The organism is Marivita sp. NO-S04 (assembly GCF_059070475.1).
In genome coordinates this window covers 2,469,761-2,486,924 of sequence record NZ_CM180980.1, presented here as the reverse complement: position 1 = coordinate 2,486,924, position 17,164 = coordinate 2,469,761, and the positions used below count along the sequence as shown (strand labels likewise).

The 17,164-nt window shown below is 60.4% G+C and carries 15 protein-coding genes; 11 read left to right on the top strand and 4 right to left on the bottom strand.

The features are described 5' to 3' along the window. Nucleotides 1-3: 3 nt before the first annotated feature. Nucleotides 4-1,002: a LacI family DNA-binding transcriptional regulator gene (locus ACK3EW_RS12790; RefSeq protein ID WP_493806527.1), complete on the bottom strand. Its 999-nt coding sequence runs from the start codon at nucleotides 1,000-1,002 to the stop codon at nucleotides 4-6. Nucleotides 1,003-1,151: 149 nt separating this feature from the next. Here ACK3EW_RS12790 and ACK3EW_RS12785 point away from each other — a divergent pair, with 149 nt between their 5' ends. From ACK3EW_RS12785 to iolB, 11 genes are all read left to right on the top strand, one after another. Beyond that, on the top strand, nucleotides 1,152-2,180 hold the full coding sequence (locus ACK3EW_RS12785; protein ID WP_493806526.1) for a LacI family DNA-binding transcriptional regulator: 1,029 nt from the start codon (nucleotides 1,152-1,154) through the stop codon (nucleotides 2,178-2,180). Nucleotides 2,181-2,324: 144 nt separating this feature from the next. Further along, entirely contained in the window at nucleotides 2,325-3,140 is an 816-nt protein-coding gene (locus ACK3EW_RS12780; RefSeq protein WP_493806525.1) for a TIM barrel protein, read from the top strand. A gap of 77 nt (nucleotides 3,141-3,217) precedes the next feature. Next, nucleotides 3,218-4,162, top strand: coding sequence for a sugar ABC transporter substrate-binding protein (locus tag ACK3EW_RS12775; RefSeq protein WP_493806524.1), 945 nt, complete (start codon nucleotides 3,218-3,220; stop codon nucleotides 4,160-4,162). Between the two features lie 101 nt (nucleotides 4,163-4,263). Continuing rightward, complete coding sequence (locus ACK3EW_RS12770) at nucleotides 4,264-5,346, top strand: ABC transporter permease (RefSeq protein WP_439119163.1); 1,083 nt, start codon at nucleotides 4,264-4,266, stop codon at nucleotides 5,344-5,346. Nucleotides 5,347-5,358: 12 nt separating this feature from the next. Beyond that, nucleotides 5,359-6,138 (top strand): ATP-binding cassette domain-containing protein, encoded by a 780-nt coding sequence (locus ACK3EW_RS12765; protein WP_493806523.1) that lies wholly within the window; start codon nucleotides 5,359-5,361, stop codon nucleotides 6,136-6,138. Nucleotides 6,139-6,303: 165 nt separating this feature from the next. Continuing rightward, nucleotides 6,304-7,308, top strand: coding sequence for an inositol 2-dehydrogenase (iolG, locus tag ACK3EW_RS12760; RefSeq protein ID WP_493806522.1), 1,005 nt, complete (start codon nucleotides 6,304-6,306; stop codon nucleotides 7,306-7,308). Nucleotides 7,309-7,311: 3 nt separating this feature from the next. Continuing rightward, nucleotides 7,312-9,225, top strand: a complete 1,914-nt coding sequence (locus ACK3EW_RS12755) for a bifunctional 5-dehydro-2-deoxygluconokinase/5-dehydro-2-deoxyphosphogluconate aldolase (RefSeq protein WP_493806521.1) — start codon at nucleotides 7,312-7,314, stop codon at nucleotides 9,223-9,225. Beyond that, a complete protein-coding gene (gene iolD, locus ACK3EW_RS12750; RefSeq protein ID WP_493806520.1) occupies nucleotides 9,222-11,051 on the top strand; it encodes a 3D-(3,5/4)-trihydroxycyclohexane-1,2-dione acylhydrolase (decyclizing) in 1,830 nt (609 codons plus the stop codon). Before ACK3EW_RS12755 ends, iolD begins: the two co-directional genes overlap by 4 nt. Beyond that, the gene (iolE, locus tag ACK3EW_RS12745; RefSeq protein ID WP_493806519.1) at nucleotides 11,051-11,956 is read left to right on the top strand and encodes a myo-inosose-2 dehydratase; all 906 of its coding nucleotides are present in this window, start codon (nucleotides 11,051-11,053) and stop codon (nucleotides 11,954-11,956) included. The genes iolD and iolE overlap by 1 nt, the downstream gene beginning before the upstream one ends. Nucleotides 11,957-11,995: 39 nt before the next feature. Continuing rightward, a complete protein-coding gene (locus ACK3EW_RS12740) occupies nucleotides 11,996-13,195 on the top strand; it encodes a phytanoyl-CoA dioxygenase family protein (RefSeq protein WP_493806518.1) in 1,200 nt (399 codons plus the stop codon). Nucleotides 13,196-13,260: 65 nt separating this feature from the next. Further along, entirely contained in the window at nucleotides 13,261-14,067 is an 807-nt protein-coding gene (gene iolB, locus ACK3EW_RS12735) for a 5-deoxy-glucuronate isomerase (protein ID WP_493806517.1), read from the top strand. Between the two features lie 15 nt (nucleotides 14,068-14,082). On the opposite strand, the gene ACK3EW_RS12730 is transcribed toward iolB, so the two are convergent. The 3 genes from ACK3EW_RS12730 to ACK3EW_RS12720 are packed head-to-tail and all read right to left on the bottom strand — an operon-like array spanning nucleotide 14,083 to nucleotide 17,155. Further along, a complete protein-coding gene (locus tag ACK3EW_RS12730) occupies nucleotides 14,083-15,345 on the bottom strand; it encodes a hydantoinase/carbamoylase family amidase (RefSeq protein WP_493806516.1) in 1,263 nt (420 codons plus the stop codon). After that, nucleotides 15,333-16,634, bottom strand: a complete 1,302-nt coding sequence (locus tag ACK3EW_RS12725) for a TRAP transporter large permease (protein ID WP_493806515.1) — start codon at nucleotides 16,632-16,634, stop codon at nucleotides 15,333-15,335. Before ACK3EW_RS12725 ends, ACK3EW_RS12730 begins: the two co-directional genes overlap by 13 nt. Continuing rightward, nucleotides 16,631-17,155 (bottom strand): TRAP transporter small permease subunit, encoded by a 525-nt coding sequence (locus ACK3EW_RS12720; protein ID WP_085628566.1) that lies wholly within the window; start codon nucleotides 17,153-17,155, stop codon nucleotides 16,631-16,633. Before ACK3EW_RS12720 ends, ACK3EW_RS12725 begins: the two co-directional genes overlap by 4 nt. Nucleotides 17,156-17,164: the final 9 nt, after the last annotated feature.

Below are 17,164 nucleotides of genomic sequence, written 5' to 3'. Positions count from 1 at the left end.
GCGTCAGGGTTTGGCGCGCAGCGTTTTCCGGTCGATCAAGGTACAAGGCAACAGGACCATCTGTGGCTCGGTCGCCGGGTCAGCGATGCCTTGACGGATCAGGTCGACCGATGTGGCTACGATCTGCTGTGCCGGTTGGCGGATCGTTGTCAGCGCAATGCGGTCCCAACCGGCCATGTTCATATCGTTGAGGCCGATAAAGCCGATGTCTGACGGAATGCGGCGGCCCAAAGCAGTGGCAGCGTCCATTGCGCCGATGGCGATCACATCGTCGCCGCAGAACCACGCTTCGACCTCGGGTACGGAGTCCAGCGCGCGGGTCATGGCGACGCGGCCTGCCTCGTAGGAATAGGCGGTGGCGAACTCAACCTCCGGGACCAAGCCATGTGTCTGCAGCTCGGTCTGAAACCCGCGAAGCCGATCGGCGGTTGTGGCCGCGTTTTGCGGCCCCCCCAGAAACCCGACCTGCCGATAGCCGCGTTCGATCAATGTCACGGCGGCAAGGTGTCCGGCTTCGGTATTGTCGATGCTCACCCGCCCGGTTTGCGGCGCCTCGGAGGACCAGCCAAAAGCGTGGACCACGGGGATGCCAGCATCGTGGAACACCTTGGCGAAATCGGGTGGCAAGGTTGACGACGCGACGATCACCCCGTCGACGTTGTACTGGCGGAGCATCGAAAGCGACCGGCTCGCGTCTTCTTCGGCGCTGAGATTGATCAACAGGGGGCGCAGTTCCGCCTGTTGCAGGGCACGGGTGAACAGATCGAAGATCTCAAGAAAGTAGGGGTTGGTGAAGTTGTTGGAGATCAGGCCGATCAGCGCGGTGCGGCCGGTTGTCAGGCTCGAGGCCAGCACGTTGGGCATATAGCCCAGCTCTTTGGCGGCGGCTTCGACCTTGGCGCGGGTCTTGGCGGATACCGATGCGCCGGGCGTAAAGGTTCGGGAGACTGCGGATTTCGAAACGCCCGCCCGCAGTGCAACGTCTTGTAGGGTGATTGGCATGCGTCCGGATTCCTTTCGCGTTGCACCAGTTTGAACGGGCGTTGCAGGATTTTGCAACAGGTTGCAAAAATCCCGGCTCAAAAATGCACTCTTGCCGAAAAGACATCATTCGTGATGGAGTAGGGGCTTCTACAGATCGGAGGCAGGGCATGGCACGCAGAGCAACCATCAAAGATGTGGCCCGTGTGTCCGGCCTTAGTACCGCGACCATCGACAGGGCGTTGAACGGTCGTGTGAAAGTCCGTGAAGAGACCCTTCGCCGGATCGCCGATGCGGCCCGAGAGGTTGGGTATCACGCGCGGGGGGTCTTGGATCACCGTCTGGATGCGACTGTTCCCGAACTGCGGATCGGTGTGGTACTGCTCAAGGAAAAGCAGCACTTCTATCAGGCGTTCCGTGCGGAGATCGAACGGGCGGTTTCAGAGCGGACCGACATCCGGGGAAAGGTTGCCATCCGGTTCTCGAATTCGCAGTCCCCAAACGAATTCGCAGAGCTTCTGCAAAAGCTTGGGGCCGAATGCGATGCTGTGGCGGCGGTTGCTGTCAACCACCAGAGCTTGGACAAGGTGGTGTCTGACCTCAAGGCCAAGGACGTACCGGTGTTTTCCTTGCTGAATGACTTTGCACAGGGAATTAGACGCAGTTACATAGGGTTAAACAACATGAAGGTGGGGCGGCAAGCCGCTTGGATGTTGACCCAAACCGCCACGCCGGGCCGTGTTGCCATCTTTGTCGGCGGCAACAGGTGGCATGGCCACGACCTGCGCGAAGTGGGGTTCCGTGCCTTCATGCGGGAAAACGCACCAAGTTTCGAAACGCTCGAAACGCTGGTCAATCTTGAAACCCGGCAAGTCACCTACGAGGCCACCTTGAGCCTATTGGAACGCCACCCCGACCTGCGCGGGATCTATGTCGCGGGTGGCGGGATGGAGGGTGCGATTGCTGCCCTGCGCGAGGTGCGGCCACCGGGCAAGGTGCGTCTGGTGGTGAATGAAGTGACGGCTGACAGCCGGGCAGGGCTTTTGGATGGATATGTACAAATGGCGATTTCAACGCCGCTTCGGGATGTCTGTCAAAGTATGATCGATTTGGCGATCAAAGCCTGTTCCGACCCGAACTCAACCTCGGTCGAGCAGCATTTTCTGGACCCCAGGATCATCCTTCCCGAGATCTTGTAGTGATGTAAAAACATCATTTTGCATCTGCAGAAATCCATCATAGTTGATGTAAAGCGACTGTCGAAAGATTGACGGAATCGCCCAACCTTCGCACAGCTTACCCTGCGTCAAACTGGCCGAAGCATTTGGGAGGATGTGATCGACATGAAGCGTGCGCTCAATCACATGACGGTTCCCCGACTTGGATACGAGTCGTTTCTTGCGCTTGCTGCATCGCTTGATTGCATCGGGGTCGAGGTACGCAACGATTTGGATCGCGCGCTTTTTGACGGGACCGATGCGGCAACCGCTGGCAAGATGGCACGCGACAAAGGTCTGCGTTTGGTTGGTATGAGCCAGGTCTATCCGTTCAACAGTTGGTCAGATGCGATTGCCACCGAAGTGCGCGACCTGATCGCCACCGCCACCGCCTGTGGTGCGGAAACCATCAGCCTGATCCCGCGAAATGACGGAACAGAATGCGGCAACGGGGAACGGCACGCCAATCTGCGCATCGCTCTAAAGAACATCAAACCGATGGTCGAAGATGCCGGGCTGATCGCGTTGGTCGAGCCTTTGGGTTTTCCACGTTCTTCGCTGCGATCTAAGCAAGACTTGGTGGAGACAATCGAGGCGCTGGACGCCGCGCATGTGTTCAAGATCGTGCATGACACGTTCCATCACACCTTGGCCGAAGGTGGCCCGTTGTTCTCAGCGCAAACCGGCATCGTGCATATCTCGGGGGTCGTCGATCCGACATTGGGTATCGACCAGATGGAGGACGAACACCGTGTTCTGGTCGATGAAAAAGACCGACTGGGCAACGTCGCACAGATCCGCGCTTTGCTGGATGCCGGATATGACGGCCCGATTTCTTACGAGTGCTTTTCACCGCAAACACATGCGCTGCGTGATCCTGAAAGCGCGATCCGCAAATCGTTCGAGTTCATTTCTTCGCAGCTGGCGGTAGAGGCCGCCTGAGTGAAGGGAAACTGCCCCGAATGGGGCTCCGGCGTGTAAAAATGGTGTGCCGGCACCACTTTGGGAGGACTAGACTGATGAAAAAAACCCTTATTGCCGCGGGCCTTGCCGCCCTCATGTCGACCACCGCGATGGCGGAAACCATTGGTGCGTCGATTGCGCGGTTCGATGACAACTTCCTGACCGTGATGCGCAACGGTATGGTGGATTATGCAGCTGGCATCGACGGCGTCGACTTGCAGGTCGAAGACGCGCAGGACGATGTGGCCAAGCAGCTGGACCAGATCAACAACTTCATCGCGTCCGGTGTGGATGCTATCATCGTGAACGCAGTCGACACGTCTGCAACCGAGGCAATGTCACAGGCCGCAGCGAATGCCGGCATTCCGCTGGTCTATGTGAACCGCCAGCCGATCAACGTGGACAGCCTGCCGGACAATCAGGCCTTTGTGGCATCGAACGAAATCGAATCCGGCACATTGGCGGCGTTCGAGGCGTGCAAATTGCTGCGTGGTATGGGCTATGCCGGTGGGGCATCGGGTTACCTGATGATGGGTCAGCTGTCGAACCAGGCGGCTGTTCAGCGGACCAAGGACGTTGACGATATTCTTGGTATCGACATGTGTAACTTCATCTCGATCATCGACCGTCAGACTGCCAACTGGTCGCGCGACGAAGCGCAGGATTTGATGACCAACTGGCTGTCCTCGGGTGAAGAGTTCCAAGTCGTCTTCGCAAACAATGACGAAATGGCCATCGGTGCGATCCAGGCGATGAAAGCCTCCGGTATTTCTATGGAAGACGTGGTTGTGGTCGGTGTCGACGCGACACAGGACGCGCTGGTTGCGATGCAGGCCGGTGATCTGGACGCCACTGTATTCCAGGACGCGTTTGGTCAGGGTGAAGGTTCGGTCGATGCGGCGCTGGCGCTGGCCCGTGGTGAGGCCGTGGACCAGAAGGTCTACATCCCGTTCAAGCTGGTGACACCGGCGAATGTCGACGAGTTCCTCAGCAAGAACTGATGTGCTGACTTCGCGATACGACAGGGCGCATCCGGCGCCCTGTCCACCTAACTCGAAAAGCCCGATCTGGGCGCAGAGCAAATCCATCGGGAGTGTCATCCATGGCGGAGACCACGCAAGGGACAGGCGGGCTGAAATACGACAGTTCCAAGCGCAGCTGGCCCAACGAATTCAACATCTTCATCGCGCTTGTGATCATTGTCGCGATCTTTGAACTGCTGGGGCAGGTGCTGCCCTACATGAACGGCCAAAGTTTTCTGTTCGACACGAACGACCGGTTCGATTCCATCTTCAACGAAGCGCGGTTGCAGATCATCATTCTGCAGGTGGCGATTATCGGGATCATCTCGCTAGGTGTGACGCAGGTGATTATCTCGGGCGGGATCGACCTGTCCTCTGGCCCTCTTGTGGCCGCGACTGCGATGATCGTGATGTCTTTTGCCCAGACTGAACTGGTTAACGGCAACCCCAACCCCAAGGCGGTTTTCGGTTCTTGGGCCTTTGACTTACCCGTCATCATCCCGATCCTCGTCGGTTTGGCCTTCGGAGCCTTCATCGGCGCGATCAATGGCATGTTCATCGCCTTCACGCGCATCCCGCCGTTCATCGCGACGCTGGGCATGTTCCTGATCTGCCGTGGTATCGCGCAGTGGTGGACCCGTGGTCAGCCCGTGTCGTTCCCGACCGAAAGCTACGCTGGTCTGGGAGCAGGAATGATGCCGGTGGTTTGGTTCGTAATGCTGGCGATCCTGTGCCATGTGCTGCTGCGCTATACGGTTTACGGCAAGCACACCTATGCCATCGGATCGAACGAAGACGCGGCGCGCATGTCGGGGATCAACGTCAGACGGCACAAGGTCATGGTCTACATGATCGCGTCGATGCTGGCGGCCTTTGCGGCCATTATCCTCAGCTCCAAAAACCTGACGGCGCAATCCGGAATGGGGCTGTTCTACGAGCTTTACGCCATTGCCATGGCGGTGATCGGCGGCGTCAGCCTGACGGGTGGTCGTGGGTCGATCATCGGTACGGTTCTTGGTGCCATGGTGTTCGGCGTGATCCAGTCCGGGTTCACTTACATCAAGCTGGATGCATACTTTCAGATCATGGCGATGGGCGCGATCATCATTGGCGCTGTGGTTCTCGACAAATGGCGGCAACAACGCGCAAGTGCGCGGTTTTAGGGAGGAAAGACAATGTCAGATATTATCCTTGAGACCCGCAACCTGACCAAACATTACGGCGGTGTGCACGCCTTGCAGGATGCAACTTTCACCCTGCGCAAAGGTGAACACGTGGCCATCATGGGTGACAACGGGGCAGGCAAATCGACCTTCGTGCGCCAGATCACCGGGGTGGAGCAGCCAACACGCGGAGAGATCCATTTTGGCGGCAAGCCCGTGCATTTCGCTGGACCTTTGGACGCCCGCGAGGCGGGGATCGAAGCGGTGTTCCAGACGCTGGCTTTGGCCGATGATCTGGACGTGTCGGATAACCTGTTTCTGGGGCGCGAAAAGACCAAGTTCGATTGGCTGGGGCCGTTCAGGTTCCTTGACTACAAGGCGATGCGCGCAGACACGATTGCCGCGCTGGAGAAGACAGCGGTGAAGATCCCCAACATCCGCAACACGATCCAGAACATGTCCGGCGGTCAGCGCCAATGTGTGGCGATTGCCAGAACGGCGACCTTCCATTCCAAGCTGACCATCATGGACGAACCGACGGCGGCCTTGGGGGTTCAGGAAACCGCACAGGTGGAAAACATCATCCGCACGTTGAAAGAGCAGGGTGAACCCCTGATCCTGATCAGCCACAACATGCGGCAGGTGATGGATCTTGTGGACCGCATCGTTGTCTTCCGCCGGGGGCGGATCTGCGCAAACCTTCGCAAGGAGGAGACCGACGGGCAGGATGTGGTGGCCTATATCACCGGCGCCAAGACGCAGCCGGAATACGAGGTGGCCGAGGCGCTTTGACCGCGCGGCTACTCCGAAGGGGCTTTGATGTGCGGGCGTGCCGCGCGTAAGTCTGGCACGCCCAAGACTCGCCGGATGCCGCCTCAAGGCATGTGGCCGAAGTGCTGGTGCAATGAGAACAAGAACGTCCCAAGCGAGAGGCTTTGGGAGGATAAAGGAAGACCCATGACTGTCAGATTTGCGATCCTTGGTGCAGGCCGTATCGGCCAGGTCCATGCCAAGGCGGTCACCGCCACCCCCGGTACCACACTGGTTGCCATTGCCGATCCCATGGCCGAGGCGGCCACATCTGTGGCCCAGAAATATGGCTGCGACATTCGCACCATCGACGAGATCGCGGCGTCCGATGACGTGGATGCGGTCTTGATCTGCACCCCGACCAACACCCATGCGGACCTGATCGAGCAGTTCGCCAAGGTGGGCAAGGCGATGTTCTGCGAAAAACCCGTCGATCTGAGTTTGAAGCGGGTGCAGGACTGCCTTGCCACCGTCGCGGCGGAAGGCGCTACGCTGATGGTCGGCTTCAACCGCCGGTTCGATCCCGACTTCATGGCGGTCAAGGCAGCCATCGACGCAGGCCGCGTCGGCGAGGTCGAGATGGTCACCATCACCTCGCGCGATCCGGGCGCACCTCCGGTCGAGTATATCAAGGTGTCCGGCGGCATCTTCCGCGACATGACGATCCACGACTTCGACATGGCCCGCTGGCTTTTGGGGGAAGAGGTCGAAACCGTGATGGCACAGGCGTCGGTCCTGACCGACCCCAAGATCGGCGAGGCGGGCGATTATGACAGCGTCAACGTGATGCTACGCACCGCATCCGGCAAACAGGCCATCATCACCAATTCCCGCCGCGCCACCTACGGCTACGACCAGCGGATCGAAGTGCTGGGTTCCGAAGGCATGGTCAGCGCAAAGAACATGGCCGAGGCCAATATCGAACTGGCGAACAAGGATGGCTTCGGCACGCCGCCGCTGCTCAACTTCTTCATGACACGGTACGTGGCCGCCTATGAAAACGAGATCGCGGCCTTTGTCGCCTCGGTCGCCGATGGTGCACCAACGCCCACCACCGGGCAGGACGGGCTGATGGCGCTCGCATTGGCCGATGCGGCGGTGCTGTCGGTCAAAGAAGGCCGCGCGGTCAAAGTTTCCGAGATCACGGGCTGAGCCATGACCAAGACACTGGACCTCATCACCATTGGCCGATCATCGGTGGACCTCTATGGCGCACAGGTGGGCGGCCGGCTCGAGGATATGGGGTCGTTCGACAAGTACATCGGCGGCTCGCCCACCAATATTGCCTGTGGAACCGCGCGGTTGGGTATGAAGTCGGCAGTCATCACTGGGGTCGGCGACGAACATATGGGCCGCTTCATCCGCGAGCAGTTGCAGAAAGAAGGCGTGGACACGACCGGGGTCAAGACTGACCCCGACCGCCTGACCGCGCTGGTGTTACTCGGCATCCGTGATCAGGAGCAGTTCCCGCTGATCTTCTACCGCGAAAACTGCGCTGATATGGGGCTGACGGTCGATGATATCGACCCGGAGTTCATCCGCTCCGCCCGTGCGGTGGTGGCCACCGGCACGCATTTGAGCCACCCTCGCGTCGAAGCGGCGACGCTCAAGGCGCTGGAGATTGCGCGGGCAGAGGGAATGCAGACCGCGCTTGATATCGACTACCGCCCGAACCTTTGGGGCGTGGCGGGTCATGGCGATGGCGAAAGCCGGTTTGTCGAAAGCGCTGCTGTGACGGCCAAGCTGCAGTCGACGCTGCATTTCTTCGACCTGATCGTTGGCACCGAAGAAGAGTTCCATATCGTGGGTGGATCGACCGATACGATTGCCGCCCTGCGTGCTGTGCGGGCGGTGTCCGGAGCGACTTTGGTCTGCAAACGCGGGGCCGCAGGTGCGGTGGCGTTTGAGGGCGACATCCCGGACTCTCTGGACGACGGCCAGACCGGACCGGGCTTTCCCATCGAAGTGTTCAACGTCTTGGGCGCAGGCGACGGATTCATGTCCGGCCTTCTGAAAGGCTGGCTGGACGGCGAAGATTGGCCCACCGCTCTTAAATGCGCCAATGCCTGCGGTGCCTTTGCCGTCAGCCGCCATGGCTGCACACCGGCTTACCCAAGCTGGGACGAACTGCAATTCTTCTTCAAGCGAGGCATCAAACGGCCTGACCTGCGCAATGATGCGGAGCTTGAACAGATCCATTGGGCCACGAACCGCAAGGGCGACTGGCCCACCCTGCGCACCTTCGCCTTTGACCACCGCTCGCAACTGGAAGACATGGGCGGCTACACACCCGAGAAAGGCGCGGCCTTTAAGGAGCTTTGCCTCGACGCGGCGCTCAAGGTGGCGAACGGGCAGGGGGGCTATGGCATCCTTTGCGACAACCGGATCGGGCGGTCGGCCTTGCACCGCGCCAGCGGTACGGGCCTATGGATCGGGCGGCCCACCGAACTGCCCGGATCGCGGCCGATCGAGTTTGAACCCGAACTTGGCGAAGATCTCGGCGGTTTGTGCGAATGGGCGCGCGAGAATGTGGTCAAGCTGTTGGTCTTCTGCCACCCGGATGATGACGACAAGACCGCCAAGATGCAGGTCGCGCGGGTCAAAAGGCTCTTCACTGCCGCGCGGCGCAACGGATTGGAATTCTTGCTCGAAGTGATCCCGTCCAAGGTTGCACCCGTGGATGATGAAACCACCGCGACGCTGATTCAGAGCTTTTACGATGCGGGCGTGTATCCCGATTGGTGGAAGCTTGAGCCATTCAAGACCGAGGCAGCATGGGTCAATGCCGTGCAGGCAATCACCCGCAACGATCCGCGCACACGGGGCATTGTCGTGCTGGGCCTCGACGCGCCCGAAGATGAACTGGCCGCGAGTTTTGCGCTGGCCGCGAAACAGCCCTTGGTCAAAGGGTTTGCGGTTGGACGCACGATTTTTGGCGATGCCGCACGGGCGTGGCTCAAGGGTGAGATATCAGACGCCGAAGCCGTAGCACAGATGGCCGAGCGCTACACCCGGCTCTGCCGGATATGGGACGACGCGCGAGCAGGCGCAAAAGAGGACGCAGCATGAGCAAAACCATCAGACTGACCGCCGCACAGGCGCTTGTGCGCTACCTGACCGCACAGATGAACGAAGACGGCGACACCTTCATCGCGGGCTGCTGGGCGATCTTCGGCCACGGCAATGTCGCCGGTTTGGGAGAGGCGCTCTACACCGTGCGCGACACGCTCCCGACCTATCGCGGGCACAATGAGCAGACGATGGCGCATGCGGCCATTGCGTACTCCAAGCAGTTGCGCCGCACCCGTGCGATGGCGGTCACGTCCTCCATCGGACCGGGGGCCACAAACATGGTTACCGCCGCAGCCCTCGCGCATGTGAACCGCCTTCCGGTGCTGTTGCTGCCCGGCGATGTCTTCGCCAATCGCGGCCCCGATCCGGTGCTGCAACAGCCCGAAGTGTTCAGCGATGGCACGGTCAGCGCGAACGATTGCTTTCGCCCGGTGAGCCGCTATTTCGACCGCATCACCCGGCCTGAGCACATCCTCACCGCCCTGCCGCGCGCCTTTCGCACCATGACCGACCCGGCAGAGTGTGGCCCCGTCACGTTGGCCTTCTGTCAGGACGTGCAGGCCGAGGCCTATGACTATCCGATCAGCTTTTTCGAGCCGCGCATCTGGCACCGCCGCCGCATCCATCCCGATCCGCACGAATTGCACCGCGCGGTCGAAGTGATCCGCAAAGCCAAGCGTCCGGTGATCGTGGCCGGGGGCGGGGTGCATTATTCTGACGCGACCGCAGATCTGAAAACCTTTGTCGAGGCACACAACATTCCCGTGGTCGAAACGCAGGCGGGTAAGTCCGCGCTGCCTTGGGATCACCCACTGAACCTAGGCCCCATCGGCGTGACGGGGGGTGAGCCTGCCAACACCACATGCGCCGAGGCGGATGTGGTGATCGGCATCGGTACGAGGTTCCAGGATTTTACCACCGGGTCTTGGGGGCTGTTCGCCAACCCGAACCGCACACTCATAAGCCTGAATGTGCAGGCCTATGATGCCATGAAACACAGCGCGATGCCTGTGCAGGCGGATGCCAAGGCTGGCCTGACCGAGCTGGCCATCGAACTTGCGGGCTACACGCCCGATGCGCCTGCGGCCGCGCTCAAAGAGGGCTGGTTCGCCAAGGTCGACCCGCTCACTGACGCTCCTGACGGCAATCAACTACCCACTGACATGCAAGTGGTCGGCGCTGTCCAACGCGCCTCCGCTGACAACACGGTCGTGATGTGCGCGGCAGGCACCATGCCGGGCGAATTGCACAAGCTTTGGAAGGCGGGCAAGCCCGGCAGCTACCACATGGAATACGGCTTTAGCTGCATGGGGTACGAGATCGCAGGGGCCATGGGCATCAAGATGGCTCAACCAGAGGCCGACGTGATCTGCTTCACCGGCGATGGCACCTACATGATGGCCAATTCGGAAATGGCGACCGCCGCGATGATGGGCATTCCGTTCACTGTTGTTGTCACCGACAACCGGGGTTTCGGCTGCATCAACCGGCTGCAGATGGGCACCGGCGGGGCCGAGTTCAACAACCTTCTGGCCCATTCGGTTCACGCCAACCCCAGTGCCATCGACTTTGCCAAACATGCCGAGGCGATGGGCGCGGTTAGCATCAAGGTCGGCTCCATTGCCGAACTGGAAGAGGCGCTAGCCAAGCGGCACGATCAGACCGTGCCTTATGTCGTGGTCATCGACACCGACCCGTACCCGTCGACCGAGCACGGCGGCACATGGTGGGAAGTCGGCGTGCCCGAGGTTTCGGAGCGGGCCGAGGTGCGCGCGGCACATGAGAAAGCTGTCACCAACAAGAAACTGCAAAGGGCCGATTGATGGCTGTCAAACTGGGGATTTCCCTTATTGCATGGCAGAATGACGACCTGCCGGACCTCACCGCCGCCTTCACCACCGAAGGCGCGATGGAGGATGCAGGTCGCATCGGCTACCAAGGCGTCGAACGTGGGCGGCGCATGCCCGCCGACACAGACGGGCTGCGGGCCTATCTCGACCGCTACGGCGTTGTGCTCTGCGGCGGCTGGTGTTCCGGCAACCTGATGGTCAACGATCTGGCCACCGAACAGGCCGCGATCCGCCAGCAGGTCGAACAATTTGCCGCTCTGAACGCGCCGTGCATCGTCTATGCCGAGTGCTCCAACACCATTCAGGGCGACATTCACCGCCCGGTCAGCCAGCGCCCCAAACTTTCACGCGGGGAGGTCATGGGCTATGGCGCGAAGCTGTCTGAACTGGCCAAGTGGTCTGCCGATCAAGGCTGCGTGTTGTCCTACCATCATCACATGGGGGCGATGGTGCAGGATGCCGAAGATATCGACTGGCTGATGGAAGGCTCGACCGACGACCTCGCGCTGCTCTACGACACAGGCCATCTTCACTTTGCAGGGGCCGATCCTTTGGCGGTACTGGATAAATGGGGTCACCGCGTGCACCACGTGCATTTCAAAGACGTGCGTCAGCCGGTTCTGGATTGGGTCCATACTGAAGACCGCAGCTTCCTCGATGGCGTCGCCGCAGGGGTCTATTCCGTACCCGGCGATCCCGAAGGCTGCATAGACTTCCAAGCCATCACCGACCGCCTCAAGGCGATGAGCTATGACGGCTGGATTGTCGTCGAAGCCGAACAGGACCCCGCCAAGGCGCCACCCTTCGACTACTCGAAAATGGGCTTCGACCACATTCGCGCTGTCGCCAGCGCCTCTGGCTTGGAGATTGCGCCGTAAGGTTTCACCGGTCCCGGTTTGGGGCCAGCACCAAGGACCATGCAAAAGGAGAAGGACGTGGTTGATCAGACATTCGGATATATCGGTTATTTCGATCGGGAATCCTGCGATCTGGATGAATTCAAGGTGCTGACCTCGCAACAACTTGAGGCGGCGGATGTGCCCCATGCCGCTGCCATCGAAAAGAACGTGCCGCTCTACGACATGGCGGCGCTGCGGCCAGCTTTGGACGACGCGGACAAACGTCGCGCACTGATGGCGGAATGGGCGCAGGTGCTGCGCTCATCGGCAGGGGTGATCGCGCTCAAGCATGCCTATGCCGACACGTCGGTGATTGACCGCGCGTCTGACGTGTTCAACGCCATCATCGCGGATGAAAAGGCTGGGGCTGCGGGCAAGGGCGATCACTTTGCCGCCTCCGGGGCCAACGACCGGGTCTGGAATTCCCTGCAAAAGCAATGTCTTCGCGACCCCGAAGGCTTTGCGCTCTACTACGGCAACACATCAATCGCAGCCGCGTGTGAGGCATGGCTGGGGCCGAACTATCAAGTAACCGCGCAGGTCAATCAGGTCCGGCCTGGCGGCAAGGCGCAATCGGCGCATCGGGATTACCATCTGGGCTTTCAGACGGCCGATCAGTCGGCGCGCTATCCGGCGCACGCACATGAGGTGACCGCAACGCTGACTTTGCAAGGCGCTGTGGCGCATTGTGACATGCCACTGGAAAGCGGTCCGACCAAGCTCTTGCCGTTCTCGCAGCTCTATCCGGCGGGGTATCTGGGGTTCCACGAGGCCGATCATCGGGAGCATTTTGAAGAGGCGCATGTTCAGGTGCCGCTTGAAAAGGGCGATGCGGTGTTCTTCAATCCCGCACTTTTCCACGCGGCGGGTGATAACCGAAGTACCGACATCAACCGGATGGTGAACCTGCTGCAGGTGTCCTCGGCCTTTGGTCGCGCGATGGAAGCGGTGGACCGGCGCGCTATGACGGTCGCTCTGTTCCCGGCGCTGGTGGCGTTGAAACAGGGCGGGCGGTTGACGGCCCCGGAACTGGATGCAGCGATAGCGGCCTGTGCGGAAGGCTACAGCTTTCCGACCAATCTGGACACCGACCCGCCGGTGGGTGGCCTTGCACCCGAAAGTCAGGCCGACCTGATGCGCCGTGCCGTGTCAGAAGGCTGGACGACGGATCAGCTGTCCGACGCCCTTGGTCAGATGTCCGCCCGTCAGGCGGCGTGACCCAGTAAACCTCCCCGTCTCGGGGCGTCGCTTTGGCGTCCCGAGGCCCTAGAAGGACAAGACATATGCCCGATCTTCTGCGTAAACCTTTTGGCACACACGGAAAGGTACACGAGATTACGCCTGCCTCTGCGGGGTGGCGCTATGTCGGGTTCTCCCTCTACCGGCTGCGTGAAGGGGAGAGTGTGAGCGAGGCCACTGGCGACCGCGAGGTGATCCTTGTCATGGTCGAGGGCAAGGCCAGCATCAGTGGTGCCGGGCAGGATTGGGGCGTTCTGGGCGACCGGATGGATGTGTTCGAAAAAACCCCGCCGCATTGCCTCTACTTGCCCAACGGATCGGACTGGAATGCCACAGCCGTAACCGCGTGTACGGTTGCGGTTTGCTCGGCTCCCGGTATGGGCGGGCACGAGGCACGTCGGATCGGGCCGGATGGGATCACGCTCACGGAACGGGGTAAGGGCGTGAACACCCGCTACATCAACAACATCGCGATGGAGAACGAAGACTACGCCGACAGCCTGCTGGTCACCGAAGTCTTTACGCCGAACGGCCATTGGTCCAGTTACCCCAGCCACCGCCACGACGAAGACGATTTTCCGCGCATCACCTATCTTGAAGAAACCTATTATCACCGCCTCAACCCCGGCAACGGGTTCGGCATTCAGCGCGTCTATACTGACGACGGCCAGTTGGATGAAACCATGGCGGTGAGCGATGGCGACGTGGTGCTTGTCCCACGCGGGCATCACCCTTGCGGCGCGCCTTACGGGTTTGAGATGTATTACCTCAACGTCATGGCCGGTCCGCTGCGCAAGTGGCGTTTTGTGGCTGCGCCCGAAGTGGAGTGGATTATGGAGCGGGACGCCTGATACGGCCCGAACCGCTTACACCTTCAGGTAACTGCGCGCCCAAGCATAAAGCACGTCACAGGCGTGACCGAAATCGCTGAGGTCCATCGCCTCTGCGGGGTTGTGGCTGCCATTCTCGTTCCGAATGAAAACCATCGCTGATGGCACTCCCTGGTCTGCGAAGGTCGCGCAATCATGCCCACCGCCTGACGGCAATTCGAGGATGTCGATGGCACACTGCTCTGCCGCGATGACGAGGCCACGCCTGATGCTGGCAGTCATCGGTGCGGCGGCGGCTTGCGTGTACGGCCCAAGATCAATCCGTACGCCACGGCGTTCGCCGATATCACTGGCCTGTTTCTGCACCCAATGTTCGAAGAGGTTTAGAACGGTATCGTCCTGACTGCGCACATCCAATGTGAAGGTCAGAAGACCGGGCACCTTGGTGATGCCATGCAATTTGGGGTCGGTTGTGAATTCCCCCAAGGTCAGCACCATGTCATCGCCCTTGGCTTCGGCTTCGAGCCAATAGGTCTCCATCGCGTGGACCAATTCCGCGCCAGCCAGAACCGCATCCCTGCGGCTTTGGCGCGGAACACCGCCCGCATGTGTTGTTTCACCCTCAATCCGGCAGAACCTGTGCCGGATGTTGCCCCTGATTGCCGTGACAATGCCCACCGGGCGCTGGACTTCGACAAGCACTGGGCCTTGTTCGATATGCACTTCGACAAAGGCGGCGATGTGATTGGGGTCAAGCTGGGGCTGACCGTCGCGGATTGTCTGCGGATCAAACCCGGCTTCAATCATGTGCTCTGCCAGACTGCGGCCCGTATCGCTGCGCTTCACGCGGTCCGGCGCGTCTGTGGGCAGCACACCAAACGCGGCGCGGCTGCCAAGGTAATGTTCAGGGAACCAGATCATTTCTTCCGCGCGAATGGCCATCAACGTCACGTCGCACGGGGGCTGAGGCCCGTCGCGCAACCGCTCAAGCAGCACCAATCCGGCTATGACTCCGGCCGCGCCATCGAAATTCCCACCATGTGGGACCGAGTCGAGATGGGATCCGGTCATAAGCGCGGGGGCGTCGCGGTCTGCTCCGGGCAAGGTCACGTAGAGGTTGCCGATCGCGTCGGTCCGGGTTTCCAACCCCAGCGCCACGGCCTCGCGGGTGATCATCGCATGGGCGGCGTCTTCGACCGGGCCAAAGCTGGCCCGGGTCACCCCCGGCACATCGGCGCTGAGCGTTGCCAATTCGGCGAAAAGCCGGTCTGCACGGTCAAGCGGGGTCAATAGAGCCACTCCGGAACCACCAGTACGATCTGCGGCCAGATGATGATCAGGCCGATCATCACAAGCATCGCGAACACAAACGGCAGGATTCCGCGATAAACATCCGCCAGCTCTCCGCGTCCGCGCACGCCTTGGACAACATAAAGGTTCATGCCGACCGGGGGCGTGATCAACGCCAGTTCCATCATGATGACAAGGAATATCCCGAACCAGACCGGGTCAATGCCCAGATGCAGGATAACCGGCATCACGACCGGGATCGTGCCCACCATCATCGAAAGGGTTTCCAAAAAACACCCCATGACCAGATAGAACAGGACAAGGATCAGGATCATCTCGGTGGCCGAAAGGCCAAGGTTGGTGACGACCCGGCTCATCGCTTGGGGCACGCCCAGCAATCCGACGATGAAATTCAGAAAGAACGCCGCTGTGATGATGAAAAGCAGCATCGCGGAGGTTTTGATCGTGGCAATGAAGGCCGCGTGCAGCATGGCAAAGCTAAGCGCCTTGTTGCTCCATGCCAGCCCGAATGCCATGACCACGCCGATTGCGGCGGCTTCGGTCGGGGTGGCCCAGCCGCCATAGATGGCGCCCATAACGACCACGAAGATCGCCAGTGGTGGCAGCAGGTGACGCAGACGGCGTAACCGGTCGGCGCGCGAGGCCGGGGGTTGCACGGGTTCGGCCAATGACGGACGCACCAACACGATCAGTGCGATGATCAGCATAAAGAGTGCCGTCAGCATCAGCCCAGGCAGAATGCCCGCCGCAAAAAGCTGCCCGATCGACGTGTTGGTTAACGCGCCATAGATGATCAGGTTCACCGAAGGCGGAATGAGAATGCCAAGCGTTGCCCCCGCCGCGATGGTGCCAAGCACCAAGGGTTCGTGATAGGCGCGGCGTTTGAATTCGTCCAAGGCCACGGTGCCAATGGTGGCGGCTGTCGCGACGGAAGATCCGGACACGGCCGAGAACATCGCACACGCACCGATATTGGTGTGCAGCAACCCACCGGGCAGGCGGCTGAGCCAATCCGACAGGCTGTCATACATATTGCGGGTGATCCCTGCTCGGAGCAGGATTTCACCCAGCAGCACGAATAACGGGATCGTGGTCAGCAGAAAGTCGTTCATCGTGGCCCAAAGGTTCGTGCCAAAGGACATCAAAACAGGTGGGCCGAAATAGACCAGTGCACCCAGAATACCTGTGGCCAGCATCGCAATGCCGACATGCAGGCCGATGAACATCAGGCCAAGCATGATCACGAACCCGATGGTTGCGCCGGTGACGTCGATCATTTGCGGGCCTCTTCGATTTCTTCTGCGATGCTGGGCGGGGCCAATGCCCGGCTTGCGGCCTCCAGTCCATTTCGCAAGGCAAAGACGCCCCGGCAGGCGGACCAGAGTGCGGCGATGGCGAAGACGACCAGACCCGCCACCCATAGTGATTGCGGAATCCATAGCGGTGTCTGCAACGGGCTGGACGAGACAGAGTTGAACAGAAGGCTTTCGGATAGGGTTTGCCAGCTCATATACGCCATGAAGGCAGCCCCCAGTCCAAGTGCCACATAGGCCAGCAAGTTGAGCGCGGCCTGCATCTTGAACGGTAGACGCAGCAACAGGACGTCAATGCGCGTGTGGGCGCGTTCAACCGCGGCCAGCGCCATGCCGAAGGTGCCCGCAACCGCGACGACATAGCCTCCGATTTCGTCCACACCCTGAAGCGAGAAGTTGAACAGCTTGCGCGCGAGGATTTCGAACACGATCAGGAAGGACAGGCCCAGACAGGCATATCCACCGAGAATTCCAATCAGTCGCATTGCGGGCGA

Excerpts from the sequence above, each read along its gene's own strand:
- ACK3EW_RS12790 (WP_493806527.1), bottom strand. The coding sequence starts at position 1,002 with ATGCCAATCACCCTACAAGACGTTGCACTGCGGGCGGGCGTTTCGAAA.
- ACK3EW_RS12770 (WP_439119163.1), top strand. The coding sequence starts at position 4,264 with ATGGCGGAGACCACGCAAGGGACAGGCGGGCTGAAATACGACAGTTCC.
- ACK3EW_RS12775 (WP_493806524.1), top strand. The coding sequence starts at position 3,218 with ATGAAAAAAACCCTTATTGCCGCGGGCCTTGCCGCCCTCATGTCGACC.
- ACK3EW_RS12785 (WP_493806526.1), top strand. The coding sequence starts at position 1,152 with ATGGCACGCAGAGCAACCATCAAAGATGTGGCCCGTGTGTCCGGCCTT.
- iolB (WP_493806517.1), top strand. The coding sequence starts at position 13,261 with ATGCCCGATCTTCTGCGTAAACCTTTTGGCACACACGGAAAGGTACAC.
- iolD (WP_493806520.1), top strand. The coding sequence starts at position 9,222 with ATGAGCAAAACCATCAGACTGACCGCCGCACAGGCGCTTGTGCGCTAC.
- iolG (WP_493806522.1), top strand. The coding sequence starts at position 6,304 with ATGACTGTCAGATTTGCGATCCTTGGTGCAGGCCGTATCGGCCAGGTC.
- ACK3EW_RS12720 (WP_085628566.1), bottom strand. The coding sequence starts at position 17,155 with ATGCGACTGATTGGAATTCTCGGTGGATATGCCTGTCTGGGCCTGTCC.
- ACK3EW_RS12765 (WP_493806523.1), top strand. The coding sequence starts at position 5,359 with ATGTCAGATATTATCCTTGAGACCCGCAACCTGACCAAACATTACGGC.
- ACK3EW_RS12740 (WP_493806518.1), top strand. The coding sequence starts at position 11,996 with ATGCAAAAGGAGAAGGACGTGGTTGATCAGACATTCGGATATATCGGT.
- iolE (WP_493806519.1), top strand. The coding sequence starts at position 11,051 with ATGGCTGTCAAACTGGGGATTTCCCTTATTGCATGGCAGAATGACGAC.
- ACK3EW_RS12780 (WP_493806525.1), top strand. The coding sequence starts at position 2,325 with ATGAAGCGTGCGCTCAATCACATGACGGTTCCCCGACTTGGATACGAG.
- ACK3EW_RS12755 (WP_493806521.1), top strand. The coding sequence starts at position 7,312 with ATGACCAAGACACTGGACCTCATCACCATTGGCCGATCATCGGTGGAC.
- ACK3EW_RS12725 (WP_493806515.1), bottom strand. The coding sequence starts at position 16,634 with ATGATCGACGTCACCGGCGCAACCATCGGGTTCGTGATCATGCTTGGC.